General features: G+C 34.7%; 14 protein-coding genes. 4 read left to right on the forward strand and 10 right to left on the reverse strand.

Annotated elements, in window-relative coordinates; all coding sequences use genetic code 11:
• Nucleotides 1–68 precede the first annotated feature (68 nt).
• The gene (gltX, locus tag FLY87_RS09055; protein ID WP_028842900.1) at nt 69–1,466 is read left to right on the forward strand and encodes a glutamate--tRNA ligase; all 1,398 of its coding nucleotides are present in this window, start codon (nt 69–71) and stop codon (nt 1,464–1,466) included.
• Nucleotides 1,456–1,632, forward strand: coding sequence for a Trm112 family protein (locus FLY87_RS09060; protein WP_038059442.1), 177 nt, complete (start codon nt 1,456–1,458; stop codon nt 1,630–1,632). The genes gltX and FLY87_RS09060 overlap by 11 nt, the downstream gene beginning before the upstream one ends.
• Here the strand turns inward: FLY87_RS09060 and FLY87_RS09065 are convergent.
• From FLY87_RS09065 to dsrA, 8 genes are all read right to left on the reverse strand, one after another.
• Nucleotides 1,626–2,066, reverse strand: coding sequence for a 23S rRNA (pseudouridine(1915)-N(3))-methyltransferase RlmH (locus FLY87_RS09065; protein ID WP_051345906.1), 441 nt, complete (start codon nt 2,064–2,066; stop codon nt 1,626–1,628). The two genes, FLY87_RS09060 and FLY87_RS09065, sit on opposite strands and share 7 nt — an antisense overlap.
• Before the next feature lie 2 nt (nt 2,067–2,068).
• Nucleotides 2,069–4,081: an NAD-dependent DNA ligase LigA gene (ligA, locus tag FLY87_RS09070; protein WP_141266999.1), complete on the reverse strand. Its 2,013-nt coding sequence runs from the start codon at nt 4,079–4,081 to the stop codon at nt 2,069–2,071.
• Nucleotides 4,082–4,101: 20 nt separating this feature from the next.
• A complete protein-coding gene (locus tag FLY87_RS09075; protein WP_141267001.1) occupies nt 4,102–4,431 on the reverse strand; it encodes a hypothetical protein in 330 nt (109 codons plus the stop codon).
• On the reverse strand, nt 4,431–4,700 hold the full coding sequence (locus FLY87_RS09080) for a hypothetical protein (protein WP_141267003.1): 270 nt from the start codon (nt 4,698–4,700) through the stop codon (nt 4,431–4,433). The genes FLY87_RS09075 and FLY87_RS09080 overlap by 1 nt, the downstream gene beginning before the upstream one ends.
• Nucleotides 4,701–4,715: 15 nt before the next feature.
• Complete coding sequence (locus tag FLY87_RS09085) at nt 4,716–5,186, reverse strand: CinA family protein (protein WP_141267005.1); 471 nt, start codon at nt 5,184–5,186, stop codon at nt 4,716–4,718.
• 75 nt (nt 5,187–5,261) lie between these two features.
• Nucleotides 5,262–5,486, reverse strand: coding sequence for a hypothetical protein (locus FLY87_RS09090; protein ID WP_012545371.1), 225 nt, complete (start codon nt 5,484–5,486; stop codon nt 5,262–5,264).
• Nucleotides 5,487–5,543: 57 nt separating this feature from the next.
• On the reverse strand, nt 5,544–6,644 hold the full coding sequence (dsrB, locus tag FLY87_RS09095; RefSeq protein ID WP_141267007.1) for a dissimilatory-type sulfite reductase subunit beta: 1,101 nt from the start codon (nt 6,642–6,644) through the stop codon (nt 5,544–5,546).
• Nucleotides 6,645–6,678: 34 nt separating this feature from the next.
• Nucleotides 6,679–7,887, reverse strand: a complete 1,209-nt coding sequence (gene dsrA / locus FLY87_RS09100; protein ID WP_141267009.1) for a dissimilatory-type sulfite reductase subunit alpha — start codon at nt 7,885–7,887, stop codon at nt 6,679–6,681.
• A 148-nt stretch (nt 7,888–8,035) separates the two neighbouring features.
• Between dsrA and smc the strand changes: the two genes are divergently transcribed.
• A complete protein-coding gene (gene smc, locus FLY87_RS09105; protein WP_141267011.1) occupies nt 8,036–11,482 on the forward strand; it encodes a chromosome segregation protein SMC in 3,447 nt (1,148 codons plus the stop codon).
• Nucleotides 11,479–12,837, forward strand: a complete 1,359-nt coding sequence (locus FLY87_RS09110) for an FAD-binding oxidoreductase (protein WP_141267014.1) — start codon at nt 11,479–11,481, stop codon at nt 12,835–12,837. Before smc ends, FLY87_RS09110 begins: the two co-directional genes overlap by 4 nt.
• Here FLY87_RS09110 and FLY87_RS09115 read toward each other — a convergent pair.
• Both FLY87_RS09115 and FLY87_RS09120 read right to left on the reverse strand, forming a co-directional pair.
• Complete coding sequence (locus FLY87_RS09115; RefSeq protein WP_012546849.1) at nt 12,812–13,666, reverse strand: ParB/RepB/Spo0J family partition protein; 855 nt, start codon at nt 13,664–13,666, stop codon at nt 12,812–12,814. The genes FLY87_RS09110 and FLY87_RS09115 overlap by 26 nt on opposite strands.
• Complete coding sequence (locus FLY87_RS09120) at nt 13,647–14,417, reverse strand: ParA family protein (protein ID WP_012546810.1); 771 nt, start codon at nt 14,415–14,417, stop codon at nt 13,647–13,649. The genes FLY87_RS09115 and FLY87_RS09120 overlap by 20 nt, the downstream gene beginning before the upstream one ends.

Genomic DNA, 14,417 nt, shown 5'->3' on the forward strand with positions numbered 1-14,417 from the left:
TGTGTCAAAGCTAATTAAAGAGTCTGCTATGTTATACTATTTTTATTAACTACAATAAAGGAGGTTGTGTGGTAAGGGTTAGATTTGCACCAAGTCCTACAGGACATTTACATATTGGAGGAGCAAGAACAGCGCTTTTTAACTGGCTCTTTGCAAGGCATCACAACGGCAAATTTATTTTAAGAATTGAAGATACTGACAGGTCTCGTTCTACGGAAGAATACATTGAATCTATAATTGAGGCAATGAAATGGCTTGGGCTTGACTGGGATGAAGGTCCTTTCAGACAAACTGATAGAATGGAAACATACAAAGCCTATGCTTACAAGCTTCTTGAAGAAGGGAAAGCCTATCGTTGCTATTGCACTCCGGAAGAACTTGAGGAAAGAAGGCAACAGGCAATGAAAGAAGGGAAACCTCCAAGATATGACAGACGTTGTAGAGAGATAAAAGAAACTCTCAATAAGCCCTTTGCCATAAGATTTAAAATGCCCCTTGAGGGTGAAACAGTTGTTGATGACCTTGTAAAAGGTAAAGTTACTTTTAAAAACAGCGAAATTGAAGACCTTGTAATACTAAGAAGTGATGGCACACCAACATATAATTTCTGCGTAGTTGTTGATGACTTTGAAATGGGTATTACCCATGTAATAAGAGGTGAAGACCATCTAAATAATACTCCAAAGCAGATTCACATTTATCATGCTCTTGGCATGAATCCACCCGAGTTTGCCCATATTCCCATGATACTTGGCACTGACAGAGCTCGTTTAAGCAAGCGTCATGGTGCCACATCTGTTCTTTCTTATAGGGATGAGGGATATCTCTCAGAGGCTTTGGTAAACTTTCTTGCAAGGCTGGGCTGGTCTTACGGAGACAAAGAGATATTTACAAGGGAAGAGTTGATTAAATATTTCAATCTTGAACAGGTAGGAAAGGCAAATGCCATATTTAATGCTGAAAAGCTTCTGTGGCTTAACAGCGAATATATAAAATTAACCCCTGAAGAAAAGCTTCTTGAATTTGTGAAACCTTTTTTAATAAAAGAGGGATATTTAAAAGAAGGCGAAACACTGGATAAAGACTGGGCATGTAGAGCTATAAAATCACTCAAAGAAAGATGTAGAACCCTTAAAGAGCTTGCCCATGCCATGAGATACTATCTTCTTGATTATGTTGATATAGAGCCAAAGGCAAAGGAAAAATATATAAACGCTGAGACAATTCCTGTTCTCAGAGAGGTAACAGAAAAACTTGCAGCTCTTGAAGAATTCACTCAGGAAAGAATTGAAAAGATATTTATGGACATTGTAAATGAAAAGGGATTAAAGCTTGGACAAGTTGCACAGCCTGTAAGAGTTGTTATGACAGGTAGCACTGTGAGCCCTGGAATATATGAGGTTTTGGAGATTGTAGGCAAAGAAAAAACCTTAAAGAGATTAAGGAGGGTCATAGATGCCTCTTGATAAAGAGTTGCTTGAAATTATAGTTTGCCCAAAATGCAAGGGAGATTTGATTTACGAAGAAGAAAAAGAAAGGCTTGTTTGCAAAAACTGCTCTGTTTATTATCCAATAAGAGAGGATATACCCATTCTTCTCATTGAAGAGGCTAAATCTCTTGAAACTCAGTAATGATAACTCTTTCCATGAATAATTGTTATTGCCCTGTAGAGTTGCTCAAGAAGTAGGAGTCTTGATATTTCATGGGTAAAGGTTAGAGAGGAAAGGGAAAGTCTGAAAGAAGCAGCTTTAAAAACTGCTTCATTTACTCCATAGACGCCTCCAATTACGAACTGAGTAAGTGATTTATCTTTTATAAAATCGGCAAATTCGAGAGAGCTAAGGCTTTTACCGTCTCTGTGCAGAAGAATAAAATCACCTTTAAGTGAATTCAGAATTGTTTTTGATTCTTCCTCTATGACTTTCTCCTTATCTCCATGTCCTTCTTTAAGCTCAATCAACTCAACTTTTGCAAAGGGACTGAGAAGTTTAATGTAATGGTCTATCCCTTCTTTTATGAACTTTGCCTTTGTTTTACCGGGGTAGTATATTTTAAATCTATACAAGTTCACTCCAGCATTTTAAGAAATTCTTCGTATGAAAGGGTTTTTACTCCCAGAGCCTGAGCCTTTGCAAGCTTGCTTCCAGGGTCTTCACCAACTAAGAGATAGTCTGTGTTTTTTGAGACTGATGAAGAGACCTTGCCACCTGCCTTTTCTATGATTTCCTTGACTTCCTCTCTTGGTTTTGGAAGAGTTCCTGTTATTACAAAAGTTAATCCTTTAAGAGGAGAAGGCTTTTTTTCTTCCTCAAATTCAGGGTTTTCCACTTTAAGTCCCATCTTTTTTAATTCCTCTATTGCTTTCAAATTCTCTTCGTTATTGAAAAACTGTTCAATAGTCTTTGCTGTTTTCTCTCCAATTTGTGGGATTTGGACTAACTTTTCTGCCTTTATGTAATACAAATCTTCCAGTTTTCTAAAATGTTGCGCCAGAAGCTTTGAGGCATACTCTCCTACCTGACTTATTCCAAGGGCATAAAGAAGTCTTGAAAGGGTTGTTTTTTTGCTTTTTTCTATTGCCTCAATTAGCTTTTTTGATGAAAGCTCTGCAAAACCAGGAAGTCCTTTTATATCTTCCTGCCTTAGTTTGTAAAGGTCTACGAAATGTTTTATGATTCCTTTATTGTGCAAAAGCTCTACTGTCTTGTCTCCAAGTCCTTCAATATTCATTGCCCTGCGGGATGCAAAATGTTTAATCCTTTCTTCAACCTGAGCAGGGCAGTTAAAGTTAATGCATTTTACTGCTACCTCACCGGGCTCTCTAACGGTTTTTGAACCACAAACTGGGCAGTGTTCAGGTATTTTTACCTCTTTTTCCTCACCTGTTCTTCTGTCTTTAACCACTCCAATTATGTGGGGAATTACCTCGCCAGCCCTTTCAACAATTACATAATCACCAACTCTTATATCTTTTCTTTCCACCTCATCCCAGTTATGCAGTGTTGATCTTGAAACTGTAACTCCACCGATTTTTACAGGCTCAAGTATGGCAACAGGAGTTATAACTCCTGTTCTTCCCACACTTGCAAGAATGTCCTTTAGCTTTGTGATTCCTTGATGGGCAGGATATTTATAAGCAATTGCCCATCTTGGTTCACGAGTTTTTGTGCCAAGTTTACGCTGAAGCTCAAAGCTGTTTACTTTTACAACAGCACCGTCTGTTTCAAAGGGATAGCCTTGCCTAAGTTTTTCAATCTCTTTAATTGCCTCAATAACCTCCTCAATGCCTTTTGCAAGTTTTACATAGGCAGGCACTGGAAATCTCGCTTTTTTTAGCCACTCAATAAACTCTATCTGACTCTGAAACTCTATACCTTTAACATACCCTATTCCATAGCAGGACATATAAAGCCTTCTACTTGCTGTTATTGAAGGGTCAAGCTGTCTTACAGAGCCAGAAGCTGCATTTCTTGGATTGGCAAATACAGGCTCGCCTTTTTCGATTCTCTCTTTGTTTATTCTTTCAAACTCATCAATGTTTAAGTAAACTTCCCCACGGATATCTATCTCTTCTGGAATTTTGTCAACTCCCTCAATTCTCAAAGGGATAGCTTTTATTGTCTTTATGTTCTGAGTAATATCCTCACCAACATAGCCATCACCTCTGGTTGATGCTTTGTAAAGAAGTCCATCCTTGTAAGATAATTCCACAGCCAAGCCGTCATACTTTGGCTCAACAGTGTATTCTACTTCTTCATTGCTTCCAAGAAGTCTCTTAACTCTTGCATCAAAATCTCTTAACTCTTCTATGGAAAAGGCATTATCAAGGGAAAGCATTGGCTCACGGTGTTCAGCCTTTTCAAATTTTTCAGATGGTGCAGCACCTACTCTTTGGGTTGGTGAGTCTGGCAGTATGTATCCCCATTTTTCTTCAAGCTCCTTAAGTCTCCTTAGCATCATGTCATACTCTTCATCAGATATCACTGGGCTATCAAGCACGTAATAACGGTAGTTGTGATAGTTGAGTTCTTTGACAAGTTTTTCAATCTCTTTTTTTATATCTTCAGGTATCTGCTTCATTCAAAACCTCCAGAGAAATCTTAAATTAATCCCAGTTTTTCTAAGTATTCTAAACTCTTTATAATAAAATCTTCTATTTCCATGGGTTCTGCGGGCAAATGCAACTCCGGATTTTCAAAAGGATGTTCGTGATAAAATCCTCCTTCTTTGTCTATACCATAAACTCTGCTGTCAGAGATAACTAATGCAAGATTTGTTTTTTGTTTTCGGGTGTTTATATATATTTGGATGAAAATTTCTAATGAAAGCCCTACTCTTGCAATTAAGGAAAAATTAGAAAAATCTAAATGAAAAATTTTTAAATTGTATTTTTCTGCAAGATTGTCTATTAAACTTATATATTCTTCCATTAATCATCTATTTTTTCAATTTTTCTGAGCTTTTCGGTAAGAGTCCTTAAAGATTCTAAGGCATGCTCCCACTCCATTGCATCTTTCTCCACATCCCAAGAAAATCCTTTCTCCTTTACGATATTTTTCTTATCAAACTCTTCAAAGCTCATACCATATTTTTTTTTCATTTTTTCGTCTATTAATCTATAAAAAACTATTCTTCTTTTGTATTCATTTAATGCCATTTCTTTAAGTTCCTTTTCTGTAATCAGTTCGGTGAGTTTCATCTTTCCCCTTTTTTATTATAACAGTTCCAGAAAAAGTTTCAATGCTTCCTCAGTTGCCTCTGTTTTATTTGATTGTCTGTCTCCCTGTAATTTCAATTCTTTGATGTAAACTTTTTCAGGTGTTGCAATTGCAATATAAATTAAGCCTTTTGGCTTTCCCTCCATCACATCAGGACCAAGATTTCCCGTTGTAGCAATTGAGTAATCAGAACCAGTAAGAAGCCTTATTTTTAATGCCATTGCCTCAGCCATCTGCGAAGAGATTACGCCATAATCTAAGACTTCTCTTGTAACTCCAAGAAGTCTAAGCTTCATTTCCGTTGCATAGACTACCATTCCTCCAAGGAAAACTTTACTTGCACCAGGAATATCAGTGATTGAAGAGGCTATTAGCCCACCTGTGCAAGACTCTGCGGTTGAAAGAGTTTTACCAGTCTGGATGAGTTTTTTAATAATGCTGAATGCGATAGAATTTAAAAAATGCATTGTTAATTATAGCAAAGCTTTAAAATAAAAAAGGAGGGATTAATCCCTCCTCTAAAAAAATTATTCAATGATTGACTAAGCGCCCTTCCGTTTTTCTCCTAATTCTATGTAACTTCCACCAAAATATGTATAAATCAAATCGCCTGCATCAATAAGTTCTCTTATTGCTGCTTTGGTGTCAGCATCTGAAATGCCTTGCTGCCTAAAATGCTTTATCAAATCTGCTTGTTTAAATTTTTTCTTGCCTGCTGACTGCTCAATAAGCTGATAAATTGCCTTTTTGAGTTCCTCTTTCTCCATTAAAAATCACACTCCTTTCATAAAAATTGAGAAGGAGGGTTACCCCCTCCTTCTTACTTATTTAGTCCACTTAATTTGTGCTGTTGTTCTAAAGGTCTTGAATGCATATGTCCAGTCGTCAATGTGCTGGAATGTGAATGGTAAACCTGTAACTGCAAAGAATTTTTCCCAGCCAATTCTTTCAATCCATTCACCTACTCTTTCATGCTTCTTTGCTCCAGCAATATAGGCATCAAATATTTTCTTTGTTGCTTTTATAACTTCAGGCCATCTTGGTGGAGTATTTGGTAAATAAGCAACAGCAAGTTTTGAAAACATTGGTGGTTTTCTCAAGTTACCAACTTTTCCACCAACAACTATTGCAACACCGTCATTTTCAGGGTCTGCAATAGGAAGTGCAGGACAAACTGAGAAACAGTTACCGCAGTACATACATTTTTCTGCATTGATCTTTATGGATTTCTTTGCTGGATCAGGAGTAATTGCTGCTGTTGGGCATGAAGCCATTGTTGTTGGAAGCTCACAGAGGTTTTTGAAGTTGTCATGGTCAATTCTTGGAAGCTTTCTGTGAATTCCAACGAAAGCAATATCAGAGCAATGAACTGCACCGCACATATTTGTGCAACAAGCAACAGCGAATCTCACTTTATTTGGGGTCTCTTTTGTTGTAAAGTAATCAGCAAACTCATCCATTAAAGCCTTGACAAGAGCTGATGCATCAACAGCTGCTGAATGGCAGTGAATCCATCCCTGTGTATGAACTATATTACTTACTCTTGAGCCAATACCACCAATCATATATTTCTTTGCCTTAAGTTCATCCAAGAGAGGATTTACCTTGCTTTCATCGGATACAAGAAATTCTATATTGTTTCTTGTTGTAAATCTGAAATATCCACCGCAATATTTTTCAGCAATGTCTGCAATATCTCTTAAAGTATCTGTTGATAAAAGTCTTGGAGATGCTACTCTTACTGTCCAGATTTTATCACCAGAATTAGCTATATGAACCATTAATCCTGGGCTTAATATTTCATGAGTTTTCCAGTCTCCATAATTTTTCTGGATTACTGGTGGTAAAAAGTTTTTGTAATGAGGTGGTCCTATATCAGTCTTCCTTTGTTTTACATCTACTACATCAGGAATTACATAAGGCATAATTCTTACCTCCTTTTATTTTGTTAGTTAGTATTTATTTTAAATATTCTTCCCAAGGTTTCTTTTCAAGGTCTTCTTCTGTCCAGAACCAGAATGGGTCATTTCTTGGCTCTTTAACCATCTCAGGTGTTGGTTCAAGTCCACATACTTCAAGGAATTCTCTCATTCCACGACGAATTATAAGCTCACCAATTCTCTCTCTGTTCTTTCCGTATTCATTCCACCAGTCCCACATATTTCTAATAAGGTCTTTAATTTCCTGATATGGTGGCTTCATTTCCATAAATGGAACTATTACCCAAGAAAGGGTAGCGCCGATAACAAATGGTGCCTTTGAACCGATAAGAATTGTTGCACCAAATGGTGGTGTTGGCTTTAAAGCTCCTTTTAGTTTAGCAATACAATTCATACAATGGAAGCAATCGCTATTGTTTATAGTAAGATTATTTCCATCCCATGTTATGCACTTACCTGGGCAGAAATTAACTATCTCTTCTTGAATGTTCATCCCCTTCTTTGCGTAATCTCTAACCATGTCCTGATCAATTGCTATAGGTCCTTTCCAAGTTCCTATTATGGAAAGGTCTGCACGGGCAATTGATGCATTACAGTCAACTGGACAGCCGACTGTTTTGATTTTAAACTTATATGGGAACTGTGGTCTATGAAGTTCATCTTGGAATTCCTGTGTTAAATCATAGGTAATATCAAGGGTATCAATCATTGCCCATTCACATCTTGCCGGTCCTACGCAACAACTTGGTGTTCTCATTGCAGAACCAGAACCACCAAGGTCAAAACCATTAAGGCTAAGAATTGTAGCAAGAGGCTCTAAATTATCTGTTACTGTTCCTAATAGAATTATATCTCCAGTTGAGCCATGAAAGTTCGTTAAACCACTTCCATATTTGTCCCACAAATCACAGAAAAATTTCATCGTTTCAGAAGTATAGAAAAGTCCTGAAGGTTGATTAACACGGACTGTATGGAAGTGTGCAACTCCAGGGAATTGATCTGCTAATTGGGAATATCTTCCTATAACTCCGCCTCCGTATCCTCTGACACCAACAATACCACCATGCTTCCAGTAAGTTACTTTGTCTCTGAAACTTTTTTCTAACTGACCAAGTTCATCTGCAGCCATCTCGCTTTTAGCAGCTGCTTTTTTCATTTCCGTAACAAAACTTGGGAATGGACCCTTTTCAAGCTCATCCAATAAAGGTGTGTCATACTTCTTCGTCATAATTTCCTCCTGCTGTTAAAATTTTTTGAAATTATACCATAAAATTTTGTGTCTATCAACAGTAAAATAGTTATGCCCATTTGGTCAAATAAAAAAAATTTATGTTCACATTAAAGCTTTTAAATTAAAAATAAGCTAAAATATTTTAATGCGGATTAAGTGGATAGAATTAAACGGATTTAAATCTTTTCCTGAAAGGACAAAAATAGAACTTAATGAAGGAATAACCTGCTTTGTTGGTCCCAATGGAGCAGGAAAGAGCAATATTATAGATGCATTCAGATGGGTACTTGGTGAGCATAATCCCCGTATTTTAAGGGGAGAAAAAATGGAGGAAGTTATATTTCAGGGAACTTTCTCAAAAAAAGAAAAAGGGCTTGCAGAAGTAACACTTCTTTTAAATATTAAAAAAGAGTCAACAAACGGAAATGATCCAGAAACACAAGAGATAGAAGTTAAAAGAAGGCTTTATAGAACAGGAGAATCCTATTTTAGCATCAATGGGAAACAGTCACGGCTAAAAGATATTAAAGAAATTTTCATATCTGAAGGAGTTGATATTAGAACTTATTCAATAATTGATCAGATAAAAATAAATGAAATTTTATTCAAACCTTCTCAAAGAAAGAGTCTTCTTGAAGAATGTGCTGGAATTTCTTTATATAAGCTGAAAAAAACAGAATCTGAGACAAAGCTTCAGTCAGCAAAAGAAAATCTCCAGAGAATAGAAGATATATTAAATGAGCTAAAAAAGCAGTATTCATTACTTGAAAGACAGGCAAAAAAAGCTGATAAATATAGAAAAGTAATGGAAGAACTAAAAGATGCCGAACTAAAAGTTTCAAAAACCGAAATTCTAAATCTTCTTGGTGAACTGCAAAAATTAAAAAATGAAATAGAAAATCTTGAAAATAAACAATCAAAGCTTAAAGAAGAAAATGGAAAAATTATAGAAAAGATTAACCATCAAAAAAAATATATAGCTGAAATTGAAATCACTATTCAGGAACGAGATAATCAGATAAAACAAGGAGAACTTGAAAAGGCAAAAATAGAAAAGGAATTAGCGCTCCTTGCACAGGAGGAATTAAATAAAAAAGAACAGATAAAAAAACTTGATGAAGAAAACACTTCAATACATGACGAAATTGAAAAGGCTCAACAGGAACTTAAAAACTGTCATATTCAATCTCAAGAAATTGAAGAATTTATTGATCTTATTCAAAAAGAAATAATTAGTGAAGAAGAAAACCTTTTGACTCTTCAAAAAGAGATTGTTGAGATTGAAAAACTTATTGAAAAAGAAAGGAAAACTCTTTTTAGTCTTACAACAGAACTTGCTAATAAGAGAAATAATTATCAATCAATAAAAAAATCTCTTGAACAAGTTCAAAATAGGATAAGTAATATTGAAGTCAGGAAAAAGGAAATATACCAGAAAATAAGGCAGATGGAAACAGAAGTTAAAAATAGAGAGATAAAAATAAAAAGCCTCAAAGAGGACTACCAAGAAGAGATTTATAAAATTAATATTCTAAAACAGCAACTTTCAGAAGCAGAAGGTTTATTTGAAAGCCAAAGTCAGATATTGTTAGAAAAGAAAAAAATAGAGGCTATTATTAACGGAAAAATTGAAGCTCTATCGTCTGAAATCTGGGAGGAAAATAGTAATCACAAATTATTTTTTGAATGTATAGATGTAAGTCCTGAAGTTGAAGAGTTGGTAGAAATCTTTTTAGATGATAAACTTAAAGCATCAATTATAGACAAAATTGAAGAAATTGAAAGAGTTCAACATAAAAAATTTTTCTTTCTGAAGAATAATGACCAAACTACAGCAGAATCTCCAAATCTTCCAGGCATAAAAAAAATAAAAGATTTTTTACAAATAAAAGATTCTGAAATTAGTGGTGAAATTTTTGAAAATTTATTCATCGTAAATAGCTTAAAAGAAGCATTGGAAAAAAGAAGAGCCTATCCACAATGTTCATTCATAACAACTAAAGGAGAAGTAATATTTTCAGATGGATTCATAAAAGTGGGTAGACCTACAGATTTACTCAAGAAAAAAAGAATGTTGGAAGACTTAAAAGCTGAAAAAAATAAATTAACAGATGATATCAAATCTATTGAGGAGGAAATTAATAGAATAAGAGCTAAAAGGGAAGAACTAAAAAAAGAGATTGAAGAAAAAAGAGCATATATTACTCAGCTTAACAAAGAAATTTTTCAGACAGAAGAAAGATATAAAACTTTTCTTAAGGATATTGAACAAACAAAACAAAGATTAAAATACATGGAAAATGAAGAAAAAACAATACGGGATGAAATAAATCAAAACACTAAACTAAAAGAAGAAGTCTATGTAGAAATTCAAAATTTATCACTTTGTATTGAAGAGTTAGAGGCAAAAATTGAAGAGCTTAAAAATGAACAGAAAGAGATTTTGAATAAAAATGATATTCACAAAGAAGCTGTATCAAACAAAAAAATTGAATTGTCTACTCTTAAAGAGAAATTAAACAGTAAAAAAATAGAGATAAAAAGATTGAATGAACACCTTAAAACCATTTCCATTAAAAAACTGAAAAATGAGGAAGAAATTGAACAAAATAAAAAAAGGATAAATCAAATTGAATATGAAAAAGCTGAAAGAATAAAAAATCTGGAAAATCTTAACTTAGAAATAAATTCCTTAAAAGAACAAAGGGAATCTCTTTTAGAAAAACTTCAAAATGAAAAATCAGTCCTTACTGAACTTGAAAAAAGCTATCAAAGACTAAATGAAGAACTGCAAAGCATCACAGCATTGCTCGGAGAGAAAAAAACAATAGAAGGAGAAGGTAAAATTAAGCTTGAAAATATATGGAATGAAATCTATAATCTTTATGGAGTAGATATAATCAAGGAAGAATTTGAGACTGTACAAGAGATAGAACAACTAAAAATAAGAATTACTCAACTTAAAAATCAACTTAGAGATATCGGACCTGTTGATGTGGATATTTTGAGAGAATATGAAGAAGTAAGGGAAAGATATGAGTTTTTACTTAATCAACAGGAAGATATTAAAACTTCCATAAAAGAGCTTGAAGAAGCGATAAGAAAGATTAACTCTCTTACAAGAAGAAAATTAAAGGAAACTTTTGATTTACTTAAAGATAAATTTAATAACACGTTTCAAGAGCTTTTTGGAGGTGGCAAGGCAGAAATAATTTTAACTGATGAAATAAATATTCTTGATTCAGAAATAGACATTTTTGTTCAGCCACCTGGTAAAAAATCCAACAGTATCAATCTTCTTTCTGGAGGGGAAAAAACGCTTGCAGCAATAGCCTTTGTATTTGCTTGTCTTTCAATTCGTCCATCTCCTATATGTATTTTTGATGAAATAGATGCTCCACTTGATGACCCCAATATATTAAGATTCAGAAAATTAATAAAAGATTTAAGCTCTAAAACGCAATTTCTTATAATCACCCATAACAAGCTCATGATGGAGTGTGCAGATTACATATACGGTATTACAATGCAGGAAGAGGGTGTTTCAACAGTTATCTCATTAGGACTAAAAGAAGCTGAGGTTTATGCATGAAGGATTTAAATTTAATTCATGGTGTAGATATATCTGATGTAAAAGAAGACCTTATATGTTACAGCTATGATGCATCCTATGCTCAGGGAGCGATTCCAGAGTTGGTTGCGTGGCCTAAAAATAGCGATGAGATTTCAAGAATTGTAAAATGGGCTACAAATAAAGGTTTGAAAATAGTTCCAAGAGGAGCTGGAACAGGCATGGCAGGTGGAGCTATTCCTATTAATTCAAGAAGTATAGTAATAAGCCTTGAAAGAATGATAGAAGTGATTGAGATAAATCCCAAAAATTTCACAGCTACTGTTCAACCAGGTGTGATAAATGGAGATTTTCAAAAAGAACTTTTAATTCAGAGCCTTTTCTATCCTCCAGACCCTGCATCTTTAGATTACTGCACAATTGGTGGCAATGTAGCAACAAATGCAGGAGGTCCAAGAGCTATAAAATACGGTGTTACACGAAATTATGTCATGGAACTTGAAGTTGTTCTCCCAAATGGCTCTATTGTGAATTTAGGTGGTAAGACTGTTAAAAGAGTTGTAGGATATGAATTAAAGGAACTTTTTATTGGTTCGGAGGGAACTCTTGGAATAATCTCAAAAATAACCTTAAGAGTTTTACCAGAGCCTGAGGAAGTCATCACTCTTCTTATAAGCTTTAAAGAGCTTGAGAATGCAGGAGATTGTATCCCAAAAATTATAGGTTCTGGAATAATTCCAAGAACCCTTGAGTTTCTTGATAATACCTGTCTTCAAATAATAGAGGAAAATAAAGACATGGGATTATCCTTAGACAGTGATGCCTTACTTCTTGTTGAGCTTGATGGAGAACTCACCTCAATAAAAAGACAGGCAGAAAAGATTGTTGATATTGCAAGAAAATTTAAAGGTGAAACTCAGATCGCTACAGATTACTACTCAAGAGAAAATCTATGGCAGGCAAGAAGAAGTATATCACCATGTATTTTAAAAATGAAGGATAAAGAAAAAATAAACATTGATATAGCTGTTCCTATAGATAATCTTTCAACAGCATTAACTAAATTGAAAGAACTCTCATTAAACTCAGATATTCCAATAGTATCCTTTGGACATGCTGGAGATGGTAACATACATGTAAATATTCTTGTTAAAAAGGGCGATGAACAGCACAGACAAAAAGGATTTGATTTAGTAAAAAAAATTTTTGAGATTATAGTTTCTCTTGGAGGAGCTATATCAGGAGAACATGGAATTGGAGTTACAAAAAAGTCTTATATTGATCTTCAGCTTTCAAAAAAGAATATAGATTTAATGAGAGCTGTAAAAAGAGTTTTTGACCCTAAAGAAATTATGAATCCGGGAAAGATTTTTTAAATATCCTCTGAAGAATTCCATCAAGCTCATCAAGGGAGTTATAAAAGATTTCAAGTCTGCCACCTTTGCCCTTATGTGAGATTTTAACCTTTGCACCAAGCTCACTTGTGAGTCTGTCTTCAAGTTGTGCTATTTCAGGAAATTTTTCCTTCTGTTTTTTTAAAAGAGGTTTCGCTAATCTTTTTACGAGTTCTTCGGTTTGCCTTACAGAAAGGGATTTTTTTATAACAATTTGAGCAACTTCTTTTTGTTTTTGAGAATCATCAATTGAAACTATTGCCTTTGCATGTCCTATTGTTAGTGAGCCATCTTTAAGATAAGTTTTAATCTCCTCAGGAAGTTTAAGGATTCTTAAATAGTTTGCTATTGTTGCTCTGTCTTTCCCAACTCTCTGAGATAGTTCTTCCTGTGTAATATTAAACTCTTTAAGAAGTCTTTCAAATGCAGAAGCTGTTTCAACAGGGTCAAGGTCTTCTCTCTGAATGTTTTCAATGAGTGCTATCTCAACAGCTTCAGCAGGAGAAACGTCCTTAATAATAGCTGGAATCTTCTCAAGTCCTGCAAGCTTCGCAGCTCTCCATCGCCTTTCACCAGCAATTATTCTGAAGGTACCATCTCCTGCTCTTGATAGCACAACTGGCTGAATAATTCCTTTTTCTTTAATGGATTGGGCAAGTTCTTTAAGAGCTTTCTCATCAAAGCCTGTTCTTGGTTGAGCTATACCAGGAAGTATTCTTTCTATTGGCACTTCAATTAATGAAGCTTCTTTTTCTGCCTTTTCAACTTTTGGTATTAAAGCATCTAATCCTTTACCGAGTGCTTTCTTCACTTAAAAACTCCATTGCAAAACTTAGATAACTCTGCGATCCCTTTGATCTCATGTCATAAAAAACAGCTGGCTTTCCATGACTTGGAGCCTCTGCCAGAGTGACATTTCTTGGTATTACTGTATTATAAACTTTTTTGCCAAAAAATTTTCTAACCTCTTCAGCAACTTGTTTTGAGAGTGTGTTTCTTCCATCAAACATAGTAAGAAGAATTCCCTCAATTTTAAGAGCAGGATTTAATTTGGCTCTTACAAGTTCAACTGTTTTCATAAGCAATCCTAATCCTTCAAGCGCATAATACTCGCATTGAACAGGAATTATAAGAGAGTCTGCACAAACAAGACAGTTAAGAGTAAGAAGACCAAGTGAAGGAGGTGCATCAATTATTATAAAATCAAAATCTGAACCAAATTGAGAGAGCATTTTTTTTAAAACAAATTCCCTGTTTTCTCTGTGGACGAGCTCTACTTCAACTCCGACAAGGTCTATTGTAGATGGAATAATCCATAAATTTTCATACGCTGTTTGAACTTTTGCTGTTTCGAGTGAGGAAGAATTCATGTAAAGGTCATAAAGACTTAGACTAAGTTCATCTCTTAATATACCAACTCCTGTTGTAAGATTTCCCTGCGGATCTGAATCTACTAAAAGAACCTTTTTCCCTTCTATACTGAGACAGGCACCTAAATTTAAAGCTGTGGTAGTTTTTCCAACTCCACCTTTCTGATTTGCTATTGTGATTATTTTACCCAT

This window comes from Thermodesulfovibrio sp. Kuro-1, from assembly GCF_006538445.1.
GTDB lineage: Bacteria > Nitrospirota > Thermodesulfovibrionia > Thermodesulfovibrionales > Thermodesulfovibrionaceae > Thermodesulfovibrio > Thermodesulfovibrio yellowstonii.